General features: G+C 69.5%; 21 protein-coding genes and 1 tRNA gene. 9 read left to right on the top strand and 13 right to left on the bottom strand.

The window, feature by feature from the left end:
• The first annotated feature begins 231 nt into the window (after positions 1-231).
• Positions 232-2706, top strand: a complete 2475-nt coding sequence (locus nbrcactino_RS02885; protein WP_371864466.1) for a penicillin-binding protein — start codon at positions 232-234, stop codon at positions 2704-2706.
• Between the two features lie 150 nt (positions 2707-2856).
• Positions 2857-3846, top strand: coding sequence for a metallophosphoesterase (locus nbrcactino_RS02880; RefSeq protein WP_228460652.1), 990 nt, complete (start codon positions 2857-2859; stop codon positions 3844-3846).
• 77 nt (positions 3847-3923) lie between these two features.
• On the opposite strand, the gene nbrcactino_RS02875 is transcribed toward nbrcactino_RS02880, so the two are convergent.
• The 5 genes from nbrcactino_RS02875 to nbrcactino_RS02855 form a co-directional block, all read right to left on the bottom strand.
• A tRNA-Pro gene (locus tag nbrcactino_RS02875) sits at positions 3924-3997 on the bottom strand.
• A gap of 67 nt (positions 3998-4064) precedes the next feature.
• Positions 4065-5561 carry a hypothetical protein gene (locus tag nbrcactino_RS02870; RefSeq protein WP_228460651.1) on the bottom strand — a complete coding sequence of 499 codons (1497 nt, stop codon included), beginning with the start codon at positions 5559-5561 and terminating at the stop codon, positions 4065-4067.
• 3 nt (positions 5562-5564) lie between these two features.
• Positions 5565-6038: a hypothetical protein gene (locus nbrcactino_RS02865; protein WP_161925990.1), complete on the bottom strand. Its 474-nt coding sequence runs from the start codon at positions 6036-6038 to the stop codon at positions 5565-5567.
• Positions 6039-6094: 56 nt separating this feature from the next.
• Positions 6095-6526: an organic hydroperoxide resistance protein gene (locus nbrcactino_RS02860; protein ID WP_161925989.1), complete on the bottom strand. Its 432-nt coding sequence runs from the start codon at positions 6524-6526 to the stop codon at positions 6095-6097.
• A gap of 98 nt (positions 6527-6624) precedes the next feature.
• Positions 6625-7311 (bottom strand): hypothetical protein, encoded by a 687-nt coding sequence (locus nbrcactino_RS02855; protein ID WP_161925988.1) that lies wholly within the window; start codon positions 7309-7311, stop codon positions 6625-6627.
• 63 nt (positions 7312-7374) lie between these two features.
• On the opposite strand from nbrcactino_RS02855, the gene nbrcactino_RS02850 reads away from it, so the two are divergent.
• The 3 genes from nbrcactino_RS02850 to nbrcactino_RS02840 all read left to right on the top strand — a co-directional run bounded on the left by nbrcactino_RS02850 (position 7375) and on the right by nbrcactino_RS02840 (position 9677).
• A complete protein-coding gene (locus tag nbrcactino_RS02850; RefSeq protein WP_161925987.1) occupies positions 7375-7890 on the top strand; it encodes a hypothetical protein in 516 nt (171 codons plus the stop codon).
• Between the two features lie 91 nt (positions 7891-7981).
• Complete coding sequence (locus nbrcactino_RS02845) at positions 7982-8476, top strand: copper chaperone PCu(A)C (protein ID WP_161925986.1); 495 nt, start codon at positions 7982-7984, stop codon at positions 8474-8476.
• Between the two features lies 1 nt (position 8477).
• The gene (locus nbrcactino_RS02840; protein WP_161925985.1) at positions 8478-9677 is read left to right on the top strand and encodes a Dyp-type peroxidase; all 1200 of its coding nucleotides are present in this window, start codon (positions 8478-8480) and stop codon (positions 9675-9677) included.
• 9 nt (positions 9678-9686) lie between these two features.
• Here the strand turns inward: nbrcactino_RS02840 and nbrcactino_RS02835 are convergent, their stop codons facing one another.
• The 4 genes from nbrcactino_RS02835 to nbrcactino_RS17990 all read right to left on the bottom strand — a co-directional run bounded on the left by nbrcactino_RS02835 (position 9687) and on the right by nbrcactino_RS17990 (position 13338).
• Positions 9687-11093, bottom strand: coding sequence for a hypothetical protein (locus nbrcactino_RS02835; protein ID WP_161925984.1), 1407 nt, complete (start codon positions 11091-11093; stop codon positions 9687-9689).
• A gap of 2 nt (positions 11094-11095) precedes the next feature.
• A complete protein-coding gene (locus nbrcactino_RS02830) occupies positions 11096-11665 on the bottom strand; it encodes a hypothetical protein (RefSeq protein ID WP_161925983.1) in 570 nt (189 codons plus the stop codon).
• A 52-nt stretch (positions 11666-11717) separates the two neighbouring features.
• Complete coding sequence (locus nbrcactino_RS02825) at positions 11718-12974, bottom strand: lipase family protein (RefSeq protein WP_161925982.1); 1257 nt, start codon at positions 12972-12974, stop codon at positions 11718-11720.
• A 187-nt stretch (positions 12975-13161) separates the two neighbouring features.
• The gene (locus nbrcactino_RS17990; RefSeq protein ID WP_186343293.1) at positions 13162-13338 is read right to left on the bottom strand and encodes a hypothetical protein; all 177 of its coding nucleotides are present in this window, start codon (positions 13336-13338) and stop codon (positions 13162-13164) included.
• Positions 13339-13432: 94 nt separating this feature from the next.
• On the opposite strand from nbrcactino_RS17990, the gene nbrcactino_RS02820 reads away from it, so the two are divergent.
• Both nbrcactino_RS02820 and nbrcactino_RS02815 read left to right on the top strand, forming a co-directional pair.
• Entirely contained in the window at positions 13433-13702 is a 270-nt protein-coding gene (locus tag nbrcactino_RS02820; RefSeq protein WP_161925981.1) for a hypothetical protein, read from the top strand.
• Positions 13660-14133 carry a lysozyme family protein gene (locus nbrcactino_RS02815; RefSeq protein WP_161925980.1) on the top strand — a complete coding sequence of 158 codons (474 nt, stop codon included), beginning with the start codon at positions 13660-13662 and terminating at the stop codon, positions 14131-14133. Before nbrcactino_RS02820 ends, nbrcactino_RS02815 begins: the two co-directional genes overlap by 43 nt.
• Positions 14134-14148: 15 nt before the next feature.
• On the opposite strand, the gene nbrcactino_RS02810 is transcribed toward nbrcactino_RS02815, so the two are convergent.
• Entirely contained in the window at positions 14149-15174 is a 1026-nt protein-coding gene (locus tag nbrcactino_RS02810; RefSeq protein ID WP_161925979.1) for an aspartate-semialdehyde dehydrogenase, read from the bottom strand.
• 2 nt (positions 15175-15176) lie between these two features.
• Positions 15177-16442 carry an aspartate kinase gene (locus nbrcactino_RS02805; protein WP_161925978.1) on the bottom strand — a complete coding sequence of 422 codons (1266 nt, stop codon included), beginning with the start codon at positions 16440-16442 and terminating at the stop codon, positions 15177-15179.
• A gap of 100 nt (positions 16443-16542) precedes the next feature.
• Between nbrcactino_RS02805 and nbrcactino_RS02800 the strand changes: the two genes are divergently transcribed.
• Together nbrcactino_RS02800 and nbrcactino_RS02795 are read left to right on the top strand one after the other, a co-directional pair.
• Entirely contained in the window at positions 16543-17799 is a 1257-nt protein-coding gene (locus nbrcactino_RS02800; RefSeq protein ID WP_228460650.1) for a putative hexosyltransferase, read from the top strand.
• 95 nt (positions 17800-17894) lie between these two features.
• On the top strand, positions 17895-19307 hold the full coding sequence (locus nbrcactino_RS02795; protein ID WP_186343353.1) for an MFS transporter: 1413 nt from the start codon (positions 17895-17897) through the stop codon (positions 19305-19307).
• A 24-nt stretch (positions 19308-19331) separates the two neighbouring features.
• Here the strand turns inward: nbrcactino_RS02795 and nbrcactino_RS02790 are convergent, their stop codons facing one another.
• Positions 19332-19772: a hemophore-related protein gene (locus nbrcactino_RS02790; protein ID WP_161925977.1), complete on the bottom strand. Its 441-nt coding sequence runs from the start codon at positions 19770-19772 to the stop codon at positions 19332-19334.
• Positions 19773-19889: 117 nt separating this feature from the next.
• Positions 19890-20336, bottom strand: a complete 447-nt coding sequence (locus tag nbrcactino_RS02785) for a hypothetical protein (protein ID WP_161925976.1) — start codon at positions 20334-20336, stop codon at positions 19890-19892.
• Between the last annotated feature and the right edge of the window lie 143 nt (positions 20337-20479).

Raw genomic sequence — 20479 nt, 5'->3', positions numbered from 1 at the left:
TATTCCAGACCACTCATTGACCTGTTCTGTTGTGTAGATCACACCCGACGTCAAATCTATGTACGGGCGCGCCAATAAAGCAAGACCCTCCCGGAAAAACTGGGACATTCGTGCTAACCGAGAGCAAACGCCGCAGTTCAGGCATTTTTTCGGGCCACCCTGGAAGGTCACGGGACGGTCACGGCGCGCTCCTGAACGGTCTTCTTAGAAATCCCCCGTATCCTGTGATGCGTGCCTCCCAACCCCACCCGTCTGTCTGCGGCGAGCAAGACCGCGCTCGGAAAGCTCGCCGGCGCCGTGTTCGTCGCGGGGATCCTGGTCGCCGGATTGCTGTTCCCGGTCGCCGCGGGTGTGGGCGTCGCGTCCAACCGGGCCGCTGCCGCGGTGGAGAACGTCTCGTCGGAGTTGCTGAACGGAACCGTCCCCGAGGTCACGACGATGACCGACGTGACCGGCCGCCCAATCGCACTGCTGTACGACCAGTACCGCTATCAGGTGGGGTTCAACGACATCGCCCCGGACATGGTCCGCGCCATCGTCTCCATCGAGGACCGGCGCTTCTTCGACCACGACGGCGTCGACTGGAAGGGCACGATCCGCGCCGCGCTGAAGAACTCGTCCAGCGGTGAGGTGCAGCAGGGCGCCTCGACCCTGGACCAGCAGTACATCAAGAACTACCAGCTGTTCGTCCTCGCCCGCACCGAGGCGGAGAAGCAGGCCGCCACCGAGACCACCCCGGCGCGCAAGCTCCGCGAGGTCCGCATGGCCCTGACGCTGGAGCAGACCCTCACCGAGCAGGCCCGCCGGGAACGCCACCTCGACCAGGCCGGCGCGAAGCAAGAGGCCAAGAAGCAGATCATCACGCGCTACCTGAACACCGTGCCGTTCGGCAACAACGCCTTCGGCATCGAGGCGGCGTCGCAGACCTACTTCGGCGTCCCGGCCAAGGCGCTGCGCGTCGAGCAGGCGGCGCTACTCGCCGGCATGGTGCAGTCCAGCTCCGCGCTCAACCCGTACACCAATCCGAGCGGGGCCCTCGAGCGGCGCAACCTCGTCCTCGACACGATGATCGCGAACTTCCCGGCCCGCCGTCAGGAGCTGGAGAACGCCAAGAAGCTCGGCATCGGCACGCTGCCGCAGCCGAGGGTGGCCCAGCAGGGCTGCATTTCGGCGCGCAACGACGGCTTCCTCTGCGACTACGCGTTGAAGTTCCTCGCCGAGAACGGCATGTCCCGCAACACCGTCCTGCGGGGCGGCTACACGATTCGCACCACCCTGGACCCCGTCGTCCAGCGGTCCTTGGTGCGGTCGCTGCAGACCTTCGCCGATCCGCACGCCGACGGGGTCGCCGAGGTGGGCAGCCTGATCCGCCCCGGACGCAAGTCCCACGACATCGTGGCGATGGGCTCGTCGCGTAACTACGGCCTGCGGTTGAACGCCGGCGAGACCGTGCAGCCCCAGCCCTTCTCCCTCGTCGGCGACGGCGCCGGATCGGTGTTCAAGATCTTCACCGTCGCGGCCTCGCTGGAAAAGGGCCTCGGCACCAATGCGGTGATCCCCGTCCCGGCCAGCCTGCAGGTCACCGGCATGGGTAACAGCGGTGGGGTCAACGGCTGTCCGGTCAACCACTACTGCGTGAAGAACGACGGCAAGTACCCGGCGTCGATGACGATCACCAACGCGCTCGCCCAATCACCGAACACCGCGTTCGTGAAGCTGCTGCAGCGCACCGGCGTCAAGCCGACGGTCGACATGGCGGTTCGCCTGGGTCTGCGCAGCTACACCATCCCGGGCAGCTCCGGATTCGGCGACAAGTCCATCGCGACCTATGTCAAGGACGGCAACCTCGGTTCGTTCACCCTCGGTCCGTTCGCGGTCAACGGTCTCGAACTGTCCAATGTGGCGGCCACCCTCGCCTCCGGCGGTACCTGGTGCCCGCCGAACCCGATTGCCTCGATCACCAAGATCAAGCGCGACCGCTACGGCAACGTCATCGTCGGGCCGGACGGCAAGCCCGCGCAGGCCGTCGTCCCGTTCGCGCCCCCGAAGTGCGAGCAGGTCGTGGAGCGTGGTTTGGCCAACGCGATGGCCAACGCGATGAGCAAGGACGACGTCGGTTCCGGTACCGCCGCCGCGGCGGCCCGCTCGGCCGGCTGGACGTTGCCGACCTCGGGTAAGACCGGCACCACCGAGGCCCACCGCTCGTCGGCCTTCGTCGGGTTCACCAACAACCTGGCCGGCTCGGTCTACGCGTACAACGACGGTCCGCGCCCCTCCGAGCTGTGCTCCGGTCCCCTGCGCCAGTGTGGTTACGGCAACCTCTACGGCGGTAGCGAACCCGCGCGGACGTGGTTCACCGCCATGAGTCCGATTGCCAACAAGTTCGGTCCCACCTACCTGCCGCCGAACCCGTCCGAGTACGTCAGCGGTTCGCCGCGCGGACGCGTCCCCAACGTGACCGGGCTCCCCGCGAGCGAGGCGACGTCCCGGTTGCAGCGCTCCGGTTTCCGGGTGTCCCAGCTCGAGGTGTCCAGCTCGCGCCCGCAGGGGTCGGTCGTGTTCACCGCCCCGTCGGACTCGGCGATGCCGGGCAGCACGATCACGATCTATGTCTCCAACGGCAAGCGCAGCGGTAGTTCCGGGCCGACCCAGACCACCGTCGAGGTGCCCGGCGTCGGACCGGTCGTCATCGAGATCCCCGGCTGATCCGCCGACTGGGCCCTCATCCCCGCCGACTGGGCCCTCGATCCCGCCGACTGGGCCCTCGATCCCGTCGACTGGGCCCCCATTCTCGTCGAGTGGGCCCAACCGGCTCGTCGGCGGGCGGCCCGGGTCATCCGGCGTATCCTGGATCGCATGTCTGAACGTGCATTGCCCCGCGGTGTGGCCTCGCTCGTCTCCACCCGCGCCGGTCGCCTCGCGGCGGCCGCGGTCGGGACCGGTGCGGCCGGCCTGTTCTATGCGACGGTGATCGAGCGCAACGCCTTCGCCTTGCGGCACGTGACCATGCCCGTTCTCGAACCGGGTTCGACACCGCTGCGCGTCCTGCACATCAGCGACCTCCACATGATGCCCAACCAATACCTCAAGCAGGCCTGGGTGTCCGAGCTGGCGAGCCTGGAGCCCGACCTGGTCGTCAACACCGGCGACAACCTGGCCCACCCCGGTGCCGTTCCCGCCGTGATCCAAGCACTCGACGGCCTCCTCACCCACCCGGGGCTGTTCGTCTTCGGGTCCAACGACTACTTCGGCCCGACGCCGAAGAACCCGTTCAAGTACTTCGACTCCGAACACGAGCGCAAGCACGGCGAACCGCTGCCGTGGCGCGACCTGCGGGCCGCCTTCATCGAACGCGGATGGCTCGACGCCACGCACCGCACCCACGAGATCGAGGTGGCGGGAACGCGGATCGTGGCAGCCGGCGTCGACGACCCGCACCTCGACCGCGACCGCTACGACACCGTCGCCGGGCGGCCGAACCCGCTCGCCCAGTTGCGCCTCGGGCTCACGCACTCCCCGGAACCGCGCGTCCTCGACCGCTTCGCCGACGACGGCTACGACCTGGTGATGGCCGGCCACACCCACGGCGGGCAGTTGTGCCTGCCGTTCGTCGGGGCGCTGGTGACCAACTGTGAACTCGACCGGTCCCGGGTCAAGGGTCCGTCGCGGTGGGGCGCCCACATGCGCCTGCACGTCAGTGCCGGGCTCGGCACGTCGCCCTACGCGCCGGCCCGCTTCTGCTGCCGCCCCGAGGCGACGCTGTTGACGCTGACCCCGGTCTCGCACGGTGGTGGCGACGACGCCGGTATCGAATCGCTGCCCCAGCTCGCCGAGGACCGGGTCTAGGGCCCGTCCCGCAGAAACGAGGAGGCCCTGACCGGGTTAACCCTGGTCAGGGCCTCTTCTGCAATCTCAACCTTGCGTCGGGGTAGCGGGATTCGAACCCACGACCTCTTCGTCCCGAACGAAGCGCGCTACCAAGCTGCGCCATACCCCGTATTCAAAACCTGGATCAGCTTACCGCGTCTGAACTCCGGGGTGAAATCGGCCCACCCCGACCCGGCTCACTGATACGAGACGAACCACGGTGCCGGTCGCACGGCCATCGTCTGCTGCGGCGAGAACGTCGGATGGTCCTCGGTGTAGAAGTTCTTCCAGCCCATCACGATGCCGGGCTGCAGGCCTGTCAGGAGCCGGTTCCACGTCGACATTTTGACCGGCGGCGTGCCGTGTCCGTCGGCGTGGATCATCACGGCGAGCTCGGGGTTGGCGGTGGAGATCCGGTTGCGGTTGGCGAGCATGTCCGAGTCGAACTGGTGCAGGACGAACAGCTTCTGCGGGAGCCGGTTGTCGCGGACCAGGGCCGCCAACCAGTCGGCGACGCGGTTGACCTCCGCCGCCTCCACCGAGCCGATCTGCGTCAGGTGCACCTGGTTCGGCTTGAGACGCCATTCCGAGTCGAGCGCCAACCCGACATGCGGGTACTTGAGCAGCTCGGTGTACATCTTGGCCTGGCTGAGGAAATCCGCGCGCCCCGGCTGCAGGTCGAGGGTCACGTACACGCCGGCCTTGCCCGCCTCGACGACCCACGGGAGGATCGTCTTGGGGTCGATGACATTGGTGTATTTGTTGCCCACCCCCGGCGACGCCGAGGCGACGGTCACGATGATCTCGAAGGCCGGGATCACCTTCTCCTTGCTGAACGGCTGGTAACTCTGCGCCAGCCGCTGGGCCCGGGCGATGGACGCGGGGAGGTTTTGACGGCCCAGCGGACCGAGGGCCGGGGCGCCGGGCGATCCGTACAGCGCGACCATCCGCCGCCCCGGGAACAGCGTGTAGCCGCCACCGGGCAGTTCCGGCGCATGCCGGGCGGCCTCGACATGCGACGAGAGCAGCGCGGGCGTGCCGAACTGTCCACCGATCCCGATCACCCGTCCCGGGTTGTGGCGCTTGACGAAGTCGACGGCGTCACCGTTGGTCAGCAGGTCGGTGCCGTTCACCACGGCGGCCACCGCACCCGCCGCGACCGCCGTCGCCCGCGCGGGCTCACTGCCGCGGCCGGCGGAGATCAGGACCAGCGTCGGATCGGTGATCGGCGCCGACGAGGGGCTGCGCAATCCGTCCAGGCCGCTGACGCCGACGCCGACGTCGGGGATGGTAGCCGGGTCGATCGCGGCGACCGAGGTCGCGCCGAGGCGGGCGAGTTCGTTGCGCACCGGCTGGACCGACGTCGGTCCGACGTCGAGCAGCGGCACCCGCCGCTCCTGGGCCGCCTGCGCACTGCGGGCGAGGACGTCGGGTGCCGCGTCGTCACGGACCAGGATCGCCGAGGACGAGGCCGGGAAGGTCGCCCGGCTGGTGAGGACGGCATCGGGTTCGTTCGGGTTGCCCAGCGCCGTCGAGTACGGCCCCGATCCGGCGGTACTGGCGGGCCGGTCGGCGGAATCGCCGACCAGCGTCCACGCCACGACGAGGATGGCGACGACGACCACCGCGCCCAGGACCACGAACTCCCGTGGTCGGCGCGACACTCTCGACCACAGCGGGCCGTCGTCGATCATGGTCTATTCGTCGTCGTCTGCGTCGGCGTAGGACTCGGCGAAGGAGACCCGCGGGGTGCTCACCGCGTGGTAGACCGCCCACGCTGCGAACGCGACGGTGGCGAGGCCGAATCCGACGGCGAGCACGGCCGCGATGGTTTTCGCGGTGGTGGCGGTGAACCCGTCGAGCGGCGCGAGGACGACGGCCAGGCCGAGCGAGAGCGCGAGGCCCAGCAGCGAGAAGGCCGACGCCCGGATCTTCGGTCCGACCGTCGAGGCGTAGAACAGCCGCTGATAGATCGCGGTTTCGAATTCGTCGACCGCGGCCAGGCGGACGGCGTCGCCACCGGCCGCATCGCGCAGGTCTCGCGCCAGCGCGGCGTCACGGGTCAGGGCCTTCGACTCACGGCGGCGGTAGGCGATGAACGCCAGGACGGCGATCGTCACCGCCACCAGCAGCAGCGGCAGTCCACCCGAGATCAGATTCGCTTGGTTCACGAGACATCACGGTACCGCAGGCGGCGCAAGCCGCCTGCGGCCGATCGAGATGTGGCTCACACCGTGGCGGTCACCGTGTGCGCGATATTGCCCTTGGTGGCCTTCGAATACGGGCAGAAACCATGCGCGGCCTGCGCCAATTCATCTGCCTGCGCCTGATCCAGACCCGGCAGCGCCACGGCGATATCGGCGACGAGGCCGAACCCGTTGTCCTCGAGGTCCTTGCCGATGCCGGCGGTCACCGTGACCGTCGTCGCGTCGGGGATGGCGACCTTCGCGTTCTTCGCGACGAGGCGCAGCGCCCCGAGGAAACAGGCGGCGTAGCCGGCGGAGAACAGCTCCTCCGGGTTGGCGCCGTTGCCGCTGCCGCCGAGCTCGACGGGCGGTTGAAGATCAAGATTGATACGACCGGGTTCGGACGCCACGTGGCCGTCGCGTCCGCCGCCGGTGGCGGTCGACGAAACTCGGTAGGCAACCTCAACACTCATTCTTCATTCCTCCATCTATCGGTGGACATCTGTCGGTGGACGTCCATGTGGTGGGTTTCTGACGCGCAAGGTTGGCAGCGGCATCCTCGTCGTCTCGGTCAAACGCCGCCTTGGCGCACCATCTTCGACGGGAGCAGCGAACGCCCGGTCGGCAACCACCGGTTGACCACCGGGCGCAGCGTGCACAACCCGGCCAGCAGCAGGGCGCCGAACTGGATCCATCCGATGATCACCATCGTCGGGGCGGCGTTGGCGAAGTCCAGCAGATCCATCCCGGTGGGGATGCACACCAGCGTGATCAACACCGTGGCCAGGAAGATGTTGCGCGAGTTGCGGCTGTGGTGGACCGAGACCGCGCGCAGCAGCAGGAACTGGACGACGAGCAGGAAGACCAGCGCGACGAGCATCACCGGCGGCAGGAAGTGGGCCAGGCCGTGGAACTCGTCGGGCGGCATCTTCGGCGGGTTGGAGACCTTGTCCACCCGGGACGCCGCCTCGGCGATCGCCTGTTCCATGTCGGCGCGCAGGCGGCCCTGCAGCGCGTCGGAGAGCGATCCGATGTTGAGCAGCAGGTACACCGCCGAGGCGATCCCCGCGGCCGCGCTGATCCACCAGCACACCCAGGCGTCTCGCGCCAAGGCGGCCGGTGCCGCTCCGGGCTCGTCGTCGGGCAGCGGGTACCGGATGTCGGACTCGCCTGAGGATCGGGTCATCTCGGCCAGGTCCATGGCGTCCAGTTCGGCCTGGGTGGGGATCCGGTCCGGATCGTCGTCGGGGACGGTCATGCCTTCGATACTGCCACCGACGCCGCGTCGGCGGGTGGGCGATACCGGGCTATCCTGAGATCCATGACGACTCCGACCCCGACGACCCGCCGTGCGCGCGGCGCGGTGGCCGGGGTCGTCTGCTCGGGTGCGGCCGTCCTTGCGCATGTCAGCGCGGGTGCCTCCCTGCCCTCGTCGGGGTCGTTGATCCTTCTGGCCGGCTTCGGTGCGACGGTCGGCGTGTTGGCGGCCCGCGCGTCGGGTCGCCTCCCCGGCCTCATCGCCGGATTATTGGTAGGGCAGTTTTTCGGCCACCTGCTGTTGGCCGCCACCGCCGGGCACAGCACGGCCTGGACGCCGACCATGGCGGTGCACCACACCGCGGCCGCCGTCGCCGTGGGGCTGTCGCTGTGGCTGGGTGAACGCCTCGTCGCGCTGATCGGTTCGACGGCCGACGCACTGGTGGGCCCGACCGCAGTCCCCGTCGCCGCCGACCCCGACGACCAGCCGCGCGGCTGGCCCACCCCCACCGGCCTGGCGCAGTTCCTCCTCGGCACCCGACTGCCGACACGCGGCCCACCGGCCCTGCCCGCGCACTGACGCATCCGCCACACCTTTCCGCCCGGCACCGCCGTCCCACCGGGGTCGGCACCGCCGGCATACCCACCAGCCCTTGGGAAGTGACTTCCGCATGTCTTCATCAATCCTGTCCACCCCCCGTCGACGCCGATGGGCGGCGACTGTCCTCACCGCCGTCGCGACGGCGGGCATCCTCGCCGGCTGCGGCAACGACGATGCCGCGCCGTTGACCATCACCGACCAGTGGGTCAAGGCCGCCCCGTCGGGAATGACCGCGGCCTTTGGCACCCTGACCAACAACGGAACGCAAACCGTCCGCGTCGTGTCGGCCTCCTCGCCGTCGGCCGGGCGCACCGAGATCCACGAGGTGGTGCCGGTGGCCGGCGCCATGCAGATGCGGCCCAAACAGGGCGGTCTGGCGATCCCGCCGGGCGGCACCGCAACCCTCAAACCCGGCGGCGACCACATCATGCTGTTCGACCTGCCCAAGCCCGTCACCGCGGGCCAGAACGTGTCGATCACGCTCGTGCTCGGCGACGGGACGTCGGTCGACTTCACCGCGCAGGCCCGGGACTTCCCCGGCGCCAACGAGAGTTACGGGCACTGACGTGTCCGACTCGACCGCACCGCGGTCGGGTCTGAGCCGGCGGCGACTCCTCACCGGGAGCGCCGCCGTGCTCGGGGCGGCCGGGGTCGGTGCCGCGGCCGCCTCGGCCGCGAGCCGACCCGACCACCACTCCCCGACCGTCCCCTTCTTCGGCACGCACCAGGCCGGCGTGGCGACCGCCCCGCAGGCCCACGCACAGTTCCTCGCCCTCGATCTGCGGCCCGGCCTGGGTGCCGACGAGGCGATGGCGCTGCTGCGGCTGTGGACCACCGATGCCGCCCGCCTGACTGCCGGGACACCCGCCCTCGCCGACACCGAACCGGAGTTGGCGCACGCCCCGGCGCGCCTGACGGTGACGGTGGGATTCGGCCCGACCTTTTTCGACCGGGTCGGCCGGGCCGACCGCCGGCCCGCCTCGGTCACGCCGCTCCCGCCGCTGCGCATCGACCGACTCGAGCCGCGCTGGAGTGGCGGCGATTTACTGCTGCGCGTCGGCAGCGACGACCCGGTGACCCTCGCCCACGCCGTGCGGGTGTTGGGCAAAAACGTGCGCACCCTGGCGACGCTGCGCTGGTCGCAGCGGGGATTCCGGCACGCCGTCGGCACGCATCCGTCCGGCCAGACCATGCGCAACCTCATGGGCCACCTCGACGGGACGGTCAACCCGGCGCCCGGCCCCGACCTGGACGGCCTCGTCTGGCACGACGGCACCGCCCAGCCCTGGTTCGCCGGGGGCACGACGATGGTGGTGCGCCGCATCCGAATGTTGCTGGACACCTGGGACGAGCTCGACCCCGACGCCCGCGACCTGACGATGGGGCGGCGGCAGGACAACGGGGCGCCGCTGACCGGCACGTCCGAGCACGACGAACCCGACTTCACCCGGACCCGCGAAGGGATCCCGATCATCCCCGCCAACGCGCACATCGCGCGCGCCCACGCGCGAACCCCCGCCGAGCGCTTCCTGCGGCAGGCCTACAACTACGACGACCCGCCGCCGCCCGGCCGGACCAGCGAGGCCGGACTGATTTTCGTCGCCTACCAGCGCGACGTCGTAGAGCAGTTCCTGCCGGTGCAACGGCGCCTCGCCGAGGCCGATGCGCTCAACACCTGGACGACGCCGATCGGGTCCGCGGTGTTCGCCATCCCGCCGGGGGTGCGCTCCGACGACGAGTACCTGGGGCAGACGCTGTTCGAGTAGCGGTGCGGCTCAGCGCCGGCTGATCCGCAGCATCCGGCCCAGGGTGGCCTGCCACAGCGTCCCCTGGGGCGTGATGGTGCCGGTCAACTCCATCGGCTCGTCGATCGGGCCGTCGCCCACCGGCAGCGTGACCACGCGCCGCCCCGTCGCGAAGTCGCTGCCGATCAGATAGACCGGCCCGACCTGTTGCGGGACGCCGGGCACGACCGGGCCGTAGCCCAACGCGTAGACCACCCCGTCGCCGCGGGCCAGACGCGGGAGCGTCGCGATGCGGTCGCCGTTCTCCCACACCCGCCGACACCCCGTCGCGGAGACGTCGACGCGGGTCGATCCGCCGACGAAGGTCGCCGACGACGGGTTCGCCGGACCCGTCACCGCCTGCGGCGGGTACTGGTAGCCGTAGGTGCTGGGGATGACCAACGAGTTGCCGCGGGCGAGGATCGAGTTCTCGGTGCCGGGGCCGCTGCGGACGAAGGCCCGCATCCGGCAGACCGGCGCACCGTCGTCGCTGCGGTAGACCAGCAGGTGGGGCGCGTGGTCGGCGTTGTCGACGATGGCGACCCATTGGCTTCCGCCGGGCCCGAAGTAGGTGGGGGTGGTGCCCGATCCCCAGGTCAGCTGGCCGGGCTTGCGCGCCGACCCGCGGTCATAGGCCCGGCGCCACCGGGTGCGCGGCACCCCGTCGGCCGCCGCCGTCATCTCGTAGAGCGCATGGGTGGTCAGCACCGACACGCCCTGCGGACGCACCGACAGCCCGTTGCCGAGTTGTTCGCCGCGCGGCAGCCGGACCGACGCCACCCGGGGGCGTCCGCGGACCGTCGTCACCGTCCCGACGACGCCGTGGGTGGTGACGAACCAGACGCGGCCCTGGTAGTCGGGCGCCAGGCCGGTGACGGCGTCGCCGTGCGGCAGGTGCCCGGCCAGCGAGACCCGGTCGGCGACGAACAGCCGCGGCGCAACCAGGCCGCCCCGGTGGGCGACGCGCACGATGGCCCCCGACCCGTCGGCGACGACGACCCGGTCCTGGGCGTCGAGGTATCCGTACACCCCGCCGAGCAGCCCACCCTTGGTCAGCGGCAGCCGCGCCAGCACCGCTGCGGTGCGCGGATGGAACAGGGTGACGGTCCGAACGGCGAAGCCGCCCGCCCCGAGGAACTGGGTGCACAACGACACCGGGATGCCGTCGCGGCCGACGAAGGTCGCCGCGCAGGCACCGCCGGGAACCGAGGAGCCGGTGAGGCGGGTCCCTCGACCCGGACCGCGGAACGGTGTCGAGTCGGTCGACGCCAAGTCGCCGTGCATGAGGGAGGTGCCCGGGGGCCCGACGTCGACGCCCGGGGTGGCGTGGCCGTGCGGGGCCACCGGCACGGCGAGGACGAGCAGTCCGGCGAGGACTGCGAGGAGTGATGCCCGCACGGTCAGCTCTCTGCCTTCGGGTCGTCGGTCTGCGGCCCCACCGGCGCCGACCGCGCGCGACCGCGGCCGACGACCCACAGCACGATCCCGACGAGCAGGAGGACCACGCCGATGATCCCGGCGAAGACAGCCAGGAAGATTCCCCCGACACCGCCGAGGATGCCGACCGAGGACAGCGGCGGGGCGATGGTCACGCCGCTCTGGTCGCAGGTGAACCGGTACTGCCCCGACTGTTCGACGACGAACGAGGCGAACGAGATCCTGGACCGCTGGTTGACCGTCACCGAACTGACGACCGAGCTCCCCGGCTTCAGGGGTGCCGGACCGGTGACGTCGCATTTCGGCGTCGGCCCGACGTAGACGCCGTTGGCTCCGTAGGTGTACAGCGCGATCTTCTCCCCGGCGTCGAAGTGATGGGTGATCGAGTTGCCCGGCCCGTTGACCTTGATCTCCTCGTCCTCGAATGCCAAGACCGACCGGAAGCCGTTGACCGCGAGGAGCACCCCGCCGACCACACCCGCGACGAGGATCACCGCACCGACGGCGGTAAGCCATTTTCCAGCCCGTGTCATGGACGGAATCCTCCCACAACGGACACGCACACAAGCCCGGTTGCGGGCTCGGCTACCCCGCGAACGCCGACAGGATGTAGTTGGCGCCGGGGACCAGGTTGGGCGGCATCGCCAGGATGTGCGTGGCACCGGTTCCGGGCAGTATCGGCGGCGTGCCGTCGGTCAGGATCGTCACCGCCGCACCCTTGGCGCGCCACTCGTCGTAGAGCCGTCGCACCTGCCCGTAGGGCACCACGTCGTCGGCCGGCGCCCCCTCCAGCAGCACCGGCGCGGTGGGCCGCTTGGTGCCGATGCGCTGGTCGTCGAAGGCTTTGAGCAGCGCCGGGGTCCGCATGACGAGGTCGCCGATGGACAGTCCCGATGTCGTCCAGAGGTTGCTCCGGCGGAATCCGTAGGCGTTGCCGGTATCGACCACGCACTGGTTGGCGACGGCGGCGAGCATCGCCTTGCCGGCCGGGTTGAGTTCGCGGTCGAGGATGGGCCCCAGCTTCGGGTAGCGCACCGCCAGCCCGTTCAACACGTAGCCGATCGACCCGGCGTTGCGACCGCCGTCGAACTTACGAATCACGCTGATCAAATCGGCAGTCGGGGCGCCGGCATAGGTGGCGCGCACGTCGAGTTCGGGGGCATAGGCGCCGACGAGTTCGGCGGCCGCGGCGGCCGCCCCGCCGCCCTGCGAGTAGCCGGAGAATCCGATCGGCGCATCTCCGGGCGCGTTGGCCAGTTTCAGGGCCGCCCGCGCGGCGTCGATCATCGCGTATCCCTGCTCGGCGCGGTTCAAGTACGTGTGCACGCCGGGGGTGCCCATCCCGATGTAGTCGACGATCACGACCCGCACACCGTTGTTCAGGTAGAGCAATGCCTCCGGCGCGACGTAGTTGAGCGCGACACTCCGCTTGCCCGGGTCGATCCCGATGGGGCTGCCCATGTTTTTCGACGGGGCGCACTGGTCGCCCTGGCCGGACGTGCCCGGACCGATGACCACCGTCGGGCGCGGTCCGCCGCCGCCCCACGGCACGCCGGGTTCGACGACGACGCCGGTCGCGGCCACCGGGTCCTCGTCCTGGTAGCTGGTCATGTACATGATCCGGGTCGCCCGTCCCGGGAGGATGCTGGGCATCGGCTGGGTCCGGACGAGTACGCCGGGTTGCGATGCCGCCGGCCCCACCTGGGCGGGCGGTGTGTAGAAGTCTGCGGCCTGCGCGAACGGCAGGGTGGCCGTCACCGCGGCGGCGAGCACCGTCGACGCAACGGTCGCGAGAGCGACCCGGCGAACACGGCGGGGCGCACGGACAACGATCTGGCGCATATCGGCACGTTAACCGGGGATTCTCGCGTTTCGAAAGCACCGTGCCGCGATCGTCACCGGGCGTGCCCCTATTGCAACCCGCTCGACGGCCTGGCGTTATGTGCTGGCGCCGTCAATCTTCGCCGACGGCGGAGCCGTCAATCGTCGCCGACGGCGGAGCCGTCAGTCTTCGCCGACGGCGGAGCCGTCAATCTTCATCGTCGGCCGCGTCGGCGGCTTCATTGCGCTCCCGGGCGATCTCCAGCGCGCGACGCGCGGTCGCCTCGTCGGGGTAGGGCCCCATGCGGTCGAGCACACTGCCCTGCTTGCCGCGGGTCACCTTGCCGGTCGAGATCTCGTAGAACCACTGGTCGTCATCGCTCATGCAGCCAGCTTAGTGTCCTACCGGGCTCACCGCGGCCGAGCCCGTAACCACCTCCCGTCTGCTCCGAGACGACAGAACATTTAGGTTGGTACACATGGGGTGGAAGACATCGTTGGGCATCGTCGCTGATACCCACTTGGACGAACTGGGCGTCGGCGGTCCCACCGTGCTGTTCAACCTGATTGCACCGGGCCAAGCAGGTTTCGCCCAGGTGGGCCGCGACGTCGTCGTCGAACCGATGACGATGGACCCCTGCGTGATGTCCATCGGCGCCCGGCTGGGACGGCGAGGGCCGGCGACGACGAGACCGCGCACATCACCGTGTTCGACGAACTACTCGGCGGGGAAACCTTCGATGGACTGATCGACCGGGAATTCGTGGTGGTCGCCCTGTCCGTCCCCACCACTGCCGCCCCACCATCAGCGCCGCAACCGCTGTTCGTGCCGCAACCGACCTACCCGCGCGACATCTCGCTACCGGACGGGGCCGATTTCGACCGGCACAGCAAGTGGCTGCGGCTGGAAATGCGCAACGACGACCTACTCCCAGCTGGGGCGAGCGACGCCGCCGTCCTCGACCTCTTCCACCGCCGCCTCCACGGGTTCGACATGCGCATGCGGACGGGCTTCATCCGCCGCGATCTCCGGAAAGCGGGGATCCGCAACTACAAGGCGGTGGAGATCGTCGTGTTGAGTACCGCACCGGCGTCGTCGGGCATGATTGCCGCCATCGACCACGCGAACGCCGCGTTCGAGGCGCGCCGGGTCATGGTGAGCTACCGGCAGGTTCCCTGAGGAGAGTCGCCCGACTCAGACCAGCAGTTCGGCGATCTGAATGGTGTTGAGGGCAGCGCCCTTGCGGAGGTTGTCGCCGGAGACGAACAGGGCCAGGCCCTTTCCGTCGGGAGCGCCCGGGTCCTGCCGGATCCGGCCGACCAGCGACACGTCCTTGCCGGCCGCGGCCAGCGGGGTCGGCACGTCGACGAGCTCGACGCCCGCGGCGTCGGCCAGAATCGTGCGGGCCTGGTCGGGACTGATCGACTGGTCGAACTCGGCGTTGATCGACAGGGAGTGCCCGGTGAACACCGGGACCCGCACGCAGGTGCCGCTCACCAGAAGCTCGGGAAGCCCGAGGATTTTGCGCGACTCGTTGCGCAGCTTCTGGTCCTCGTCGGTCTCCTCGGACCCGTCGTCGACGAGCGCCCCGGCCAGCGGGATGACGTCGAACGCGATCGGCGCGACGTACTTCACCGGTTCCGGGAACTGCACCGACGACCCGTCGTAGACGAGCTTCTCCGCCTCGGGCGCCACCGCCCGCACCTGGGTGGCCAACTCCGCCACCCCGGCCAGGCCACTGCCGGACACCGCTTGGTAGGACGAGACGATCAGTCGGCGCAGGCCGACCGCGTCGTGCAGCGGCTTGAGGACCGGCATCGCGGCCATCGTCGTGCAGTTCGGGTTGGCGATGATGCCCTTGGGCGGGTTCTTCGCCAACTCGCCGTTGACCTCGGAGACCACCAGCGGAACGTCGGGGTCTTTGCGCCACGCCGACGAGTTGTCGATGACGGTGACACCGGCCGCGGCGAAGCGGGGTGCCTGCTCGCGCGACATCGTCGCGCCCGCGGAGAACAGCGCGATGTCCAGACCGCTGGGGTCGGCCGTCGACGCGTCTTCGACGACGATCTCGCCGTCGCCCCACGGCAGCTTCTTGCCCGCCGACCGTGCCGACGCGAAGAAGCGGACCTCGTCGGCCGGGAAGCCCCGCTGCGCCAGCAGGGTCCGCATCACGCCGCCGACCTGCCCGGTCGCGCCGACCACACCGATCTTCGCACCCATGGCTATCGCCCCGTTCCGGCGTAGACGACGGCTTCCTCGTCGCCGCCTAGGTCGAAGGCCTCGTGCAGGACGCGCACCGCGTCGTCGAGGTCGGTGTCGCGGATGAGGACCGAGATGCGGATCTCCGACGTGGAGATCAGCTCGATGTTGATCCCGGCCTTCGCCAGCGCCTCGCAGAAGGTGGCGGTGACGCCGGGGTGCGAGCGCATGCCGGCGCCGACGAGCGACACCTTGCCGATGTGGTCGTCGTAGAGCACCTCGGAGAAACCGATGTCGTTGCGCAGCCCGTTGAGGCGCTCCACGGCCACCGGGCCCAGCTCGCGCGGCAGGGTGAAGGTGATGTCGGTCTTGCCGGTCTCCACCTTCGAGATGTTCTGCAGCACCATGTCGATGTCGATCTCGGCGTCGGCAACGGCGCGGAACACCTTGCCGGCCGAACCGGGGGTGTCGTCGAGTCCGACGACGGTGACCTTGGCCTCGCTGCGGTCGTGTGCGACGCCGGTGAGAATCGCTTCTTCCACGGGAATGTCCTCCATCGATCCGGTCACCAGGGTGCCGGGCTTGTTCGAGTACGACGAGCGCACGTGAACGGGAACGTTGTAACGCCGCGCGTATTCCACGCAGCGCAGCATGAGCACCTTGGCCCCGGCGGCCGCCATCTCCAGCATCTCCTCGAAGGAGACGTGCTGCAGGTGGCGCGCGTTGGGCACGATGCGCGGGTCGGCGGTGTAGATGCCGTCGACGTCGGTGTAGATCTCGCAGACGTCGGCGTTCAAGGCGGCGGCCAGGGCCACGGCGGTGGTGTCCGAGCCGCCCCGGCCCAGTGTCGTGACGTCCTTGGTGTCCTGGGCGACGCCCTGGAACCCGGCGACGAGGACGACCTTCCCCTCGTCGAGGGCATTGCGGACGCGCCCCGGCGTGACGTCGATGATCTTGGCCTTGCCATGGCTGCTGGTCGTGATGACGCCGGCCTGGGAGCCGGTGAACGACTGCGCCTCGGCCCCCAGGGAGGCGATGGCCATCGCGACCAGTGCGTTGGAGATGCGCTCACCCGAGGTCAGCAGCATGTCCATCTCGCGCGGCGGTGGCGCCGGGTTCACCTGTTCGGCGAGATCCAGCAGCTCGTCGGTGGTGTCGCCCATCGCGGACACGACCACGACGACGTCATCGCCGCGGCGCCGCGTCTCCACGATGCGCTCGGCGACCCGGCGGATCCGCTCGGCCGTTGCGACCGAGGATCCGCCATACTTCTGCACTACGAGCGCCACCGGAGTTTGCCTCTCTTCACCTGGGGAGTTGCCGACAGCCGAGTCTACCGGTCCAGCGTTGGCGCTCCGCATGCCCACCTTCGCCGATACGATCGCCGTAATGTCCATCACACGACCCGGCGACCTCGATTCCGACGAGAAGGCCCCGCCCCCCGGCCGTATCGCGCCGCGCGACGCCGTCACCGACTGGGCCATGCCGATTCTGACCTTCTTCGCGATCCGGTTGATCGGGGTGGCCGTGTTGGCCAGATTCGCCGATCTGCACGGGACGTCGCTGCCCACCACCCTGCAGTTGTGGGACGGCAGATGGATGGTGGCGATCGCCCGGTACGGATACGGCGCGGTGCCGTCGTCGCACACCGACGCCTACGGCATCCACACCCCCGACACCGCATATGCCTTCTTTCCCGGCTATCCGTATCTGGCCGGCGCGGTGGCCAAGCTTCCCGGCCTCAACGCCTACGGGGGCGCCATCATCGTGACTCTCGCCTCGGGGGCACTGGCGGCGGTCGCGGTGACCCGGATCGGGCGGTGGGCGGCCGCGACGATGATGGGGCGCGACGCCGACGAGGAGCGGGTCGCTGCGGCCGGTTACGCCTTGCTCGTGCTGTTCGCCGCCGCCCCGATGGCGGTGGTGTTGTCGATGGCCTACACCGAGGCGCTGTTCTGCGCGTTGGTGGCATGGGCGCTGGTGGGAGTGATCGAGAAGCGGTGGTTGCTGGCGGGGTTCACCGCCTGCGCCGCCGGGTTGGTCCGGCCCACCGGAATCGTGATCATCGCCGTCGTCATGCTCGCGGCATTCCTGGCGGCCACCGGAATCCCCCGCGGCAAGACCGGTGCGGCCGGCATCGAGCGCGGTGGCTGGCCGGCATGGGCGGCGATCCTCGTCGCACCACTGGGGTATCTGGGCTACCTCGGCGTGGTGTGGCGGCACACCGGTTCCCCGCTGGGGTGGTTCGAGATCCAAACGGCCGGGTGGGGCACCCAGTTCGACTGGGGCCGCGCCACCTTCCGCTTCGTCAACTACAGCTTGACCAAGTCCGGTGAGGTCGCCCCGGTGGCCACGTCGTTGATCGTCGTCGCGACCCTGGTCCTCGTCGCGGTCAACGTCGCGTCGCGCACGCCGTGGCCGCTGCTGCTCTACGGCACGCTGGTGACCGTGTCGATCTGTGCCTCCAGCGGCCTGATGATGAGCCGGGCCCGGCTGCTGCTGCCGGCCTTCGTCCTCCTCGTCCCGGTGGCGAACGTGCTTGCCCGCCAGACACCGGCGGTGCGCAACACCGTGCTGGTCGGCGTCATCGCGCTGAGTTCGTGGTTCGGTGCGCACATGCTGACCGTCTATCCGCACGCGATGTAGCGAAGCGTCGAGCACCGTCTACCCTCGGCCCGGTGAGCAGCAACCGACGATGGTGGGGCCTGGGGGTGCTCCTGCTGCCCGTCCTGTTGGTGTCGATGGACGTCTCGGTCCTGTTCCTCGCGATGCCGCAGCTGACCAAACATCTGGACCCGTCGCCGACGGCCGCACTGTGGATCCTCGACTCGTACAGTTTCGTGATCGCCGGGCTCCTGATCACGATGGGCGCACTCGGCGACCGCCTGGGTCGGCGGCGCCTGCTGCTCGTCGGCGCCACGGTGTTCGGCGCCGGTTCGATGCTCGCCGCCTTCGCGCAGGGACCCGCGATGCTGATCGCGGCACGGGCGCTCATGGGGTTCGGCGGCGCGACCCTGCTCCCGTCGAGCCTGGCGATCATCTCGACGATGTTCGCCGAGGAACGCGAGCGCTCCCGGGCGATCGGCGTGTGGACCGCGGCCTTCTCCGGTGGCGCGGCGGTGGGTCCGATCGTCGGCGGGCTGCTGCTGCACCACTACTGGTGGGGCTCGGTCTTCCTCATCAACGTGCCGGTCGTCGTCGCACTGTGGCTCGCCGCACCGCTGCTACCCGCCGACTCGCGCGCCCCCGACGCCGGCAACGCCCCCTTCGACCTGGTGGGTGTCGGATTGTCGGTGGGCGGAATCCTCGGTGCCGTCTATACCGTCAAGCACGCCGCCCTCTCGGGGGTGAATGCGACGGCGGTCGCCGTCGGCGTCCTCAGTCTTGCGCTGCTGGTCGGTTTCGTGGTGCATTGCATCCGCGCCGAGCATCCCCTCGTCGACATCCGGCTGCTCCGCAACCCGACCTTCGCCGTCGCGATCTGCACGACCCTGGCCGCGATGATGTCGCTGGCGGCCACGACCTATCTGATCAACGAGTACCTGCAGTCGGTGACCGGGCGCGATCCCCTCAACGCGGCCCTGCTCGGCATCCCGATGGCCGCCACGGTGTGCGCGTTCTCGCTCGGATCGGCACGGATCGTCACCCGCCTCGGGGTGCGCGGGGCGTTCATCACCGCGCTCGCCGTCTGCGCCACCGGCATGGCCGTGCTGCAGTGGACCGGCGTCCACGACGGGTTGTGGGCGTTCCTGGCGGGCACGACGATCGCCGGCATCGGTTACGGCACCGCCTTCAGCCTCGTGTCGGTGGTCGCCGTCGGATCGGTGCCACCCGAGCGCGCCGGCGCCGCGTCGGGCATCTCCGAAACCGCCTTCGAACTCGGCCAGGCACTCGGGTTGGCGTTGCTGGGCTCGTTGGCCGCCGTCGTCTTCGCGCGGACCCTTCGCCCCGACGATTCTCCCTACCGCGGCACCCTGACCGATGCGATCGCCGAAGCCGGTGGCAACACCGAACTCGTCGAGACGGCGAAATCGGCGTTCATGACCGGGATGCACACCGCCCTGGGGACCGCCGCGGTCATCCTCGTCATCATGGCCGTCGTGACGACGATGGTGCTGCCCCGGCGGACCGGAACAGCACCATCGACGAGTTGATCGCCAGGATCAACACCACTGAGATCAGTACTTCGAGCAGGTCGCCTTGACCTTCTCCATGGTGGCCTTGCGCTCGGCCTTCATCTTCGCCTTCTCCTGCGGGGAGTGCATCGAGATGTTGTTGTCCTTGAGGAACTGCACAATGCCGGCCTCGGTCGGGTGGGCGCGCTTCCACTCCGCCTTCTTCTCCTTGCGCTGCTCCTTGGTCAGGACGACCATCTGCTCGAACCGGGCGCGGTGCTGCGGGTTCTTGTTGATCTTCTTCCACGCGGCCGGGTCTTCCTTGGCCAACGCCTTCTCCACCTGGCCGAGGGTGCAGTTGGTCTCCGGGACCGGGGTGGACTTCGGCACCGGCTTGGGCGCGGGGCCGTGGACCGGGGCCGCGTTGGCAACGCCGGTGGCGAGCACCGAGACGGCACCGACACCGACGATGGCGGCGGCGACCTTGTGACGCAGAGCAGTCATGGGAGTCTTTCCTTTCGGGGGCTGCCGCCGCGCCGAACGCGCGGCGGACCGGACTGACACCGCCACGATCCTCGTCGAACCTGACAACCAGCTGAGGATGCGGTGCCAGCGTCGCGATTAGAACTGTGCGCAGGCGGCCCGAGCTCGGTCGATCGCGGCACCGAACTCTTTGCGCTCCTTCGCCGATTTCACCGGATCGCCGAACACCCCGGCGTTCTCGGCGGTCTCCAGCGCGGCCGTCTCGACCGGGTGAACCTTTCGCCACTGCGCGTCACGCGCCGCACGCTGCTTGGCGGTGAGTTGGATGTCCTGCTGGAAGTGACCCCGAAGATGGTTGTCGGTCGTGATCTTCTTCCACACCGCGGGGTCCTGTGCGGCGATGGCCTTCTTGGCCTGGCCGTAGGTGCAATCGGTGCCCTTCACCGGAGCGGAGTCGGGGATCTTGGTGGCCGGCGGACCATGGACGGGGATCGGCGCGGCCACCGCGACGCCGGCCGAGACGATCGTTGCCGCTCCCGCGCCGAGGACACCGAGTACAAAGGTGCGACGGGCCGAGTTGCTCATGGTTGGTGGTCCTTTCGACGGATGGTTTTGGCTGCTGGGACTTTGCCGCAGACCACGCTAGTCCTGTCCGTTTTCGACCCCCGCAACCGGCACACCCCGACCCCTTTGTGCCGACCCACGGCGACGGAGTACGCTGTCCCCAT

This window comes from Gordonia crocea, assembly GCF_009932435.1.
In the GTDB taxonomy this organism is placed as follows: Bacteria; Actinomycetota; Actinomycetes; order Mycobacteriales; family Mycobacteriaceae; genus Gordonia; species Gordonia crocea.
The sequence above is the reverse complement of the archived record's forward strand: the minus strand, read 5'-3'. Positions and strand labels throughout refer to the sequence as shown.

What these genes read in the sequence shown, in the direction of transcription:
- nbrcactino_RS02870 (WP_228460651.1), bottom strand. Translation starts at nt 5,561, where the DNA reads ATGATCGACGACGGCCCGCTGTGGTCGAGAGTGTCGCGCCGACCACGG.
- nbrcactino_RS02850 (WP_161925987.1), top strand. Translation starts at nt 7,375, where the DNA reads ATGACGACTCCGACCCCGACGACCCGCCGTGCGCGCGGCGCGGTGGCC.
- nbrcactino_RS02880 (WP_228460652.1), top strand. Translation starts at nt 2,857, where the DNA reads ATGTCTGAACGTGCATTGCCCCGCGGTGTGGCCTCGCTCGTCTCCACC.
- nbrcactino_RS02820 (WP_161925981.1), top strand. Translation starts at nt 13,433, where the DNA reads ATGGGGTGGAAGACATCGTTGGGCATCGTCGCTGATACCCACTTGGAC.
- nbrcactino_RS02830 (WP_161925983.1), bottom strand. Translation starts at nt 11,665, where the DNA reads ATGACACGGGCTGGAAAATGGCTTACCGCCGTCGGTGCGGTGATCCTC.
- nbrcactino_RS02855 (WP_161925988.1), bottom strand. Translation starts at nt 7,311, where the DNA reads ATGACCGTCCCCGACGACGATCCGGACCGGATCCCCACCCAGGCCGAA.
- nbrcactino_RS02790 (WP_161925977.1), bottom strand. Translation starts at nt 19,772, where the DNA reads ATGACTGCTCTGCGTCACAAGGTCGCCGCCGCCATCGTCGGTGTCGGT.
- nbrcactino_RS02785 (WP_161925976.1), bottom strand. Translation starts at nt 20,336, where the DNA reads ATGAGCAACTCGGCCCGTCGCACCTTTGTACTCGGTGTCCTCGGCGCG.
- nbrcactino_RS02860 (WP_161925989.1), bottom strand. Translation starts at nt 6,526, where the DNA reads ATGAGTGTTGAGGTTGCCTACCGAGTTTCGTCGACCGCCACCGGCGGC.
- nbrcactino_RS17990 (WP_186343293.1), bottom strand. Translation starts at nt 13,338, where the DNA reads ATGAGCGATGACGACCAGTGGTTCTACGAGATCTCGACCGGCAAGGTG.
- nbrcactino_RS02795 (WP_186343353.1), top strand. Translation starts at nt 17,895, where the DNA reads ATGGACGTCTCGGTCCTGTTCCTCGCGATGCCGCAGCTGACCAAACAT.
- nbrcactino_RS02810 (WP_161925979.1), bottom strand. Translation starts at nt 15,174, where the DNA reads ATGGGTGCGAAGATCGGTGTGGTCGGCGCGACCGGGCAGGTCGGCGGC.
- nbrcactino_RS02845 (WP_161925986.1), top strand. Translation starts at nt 7,982, where the DNA reads ATGTCTTCATCAATCCTGTCCACCCCCCGTCGACGCCGATGGGCGGCG.
- nbrcactino_RS02825 (WP_161925982.1), bottom strand. Translation starts at nt 12,974, where the DNA reads ATGCGCCAGATCGTTGTCCGTGCGCCCCGCCGTGTTCGCCGGGTCGCT.
- nbrcactino_RS02800 (WP_228460650.1), top strand. Translation starts at nt 16,543, where the DNA reads ATGTCCATCACACGACCCGGCGACCTCGATTCCGACGAGAAGGCCCCG.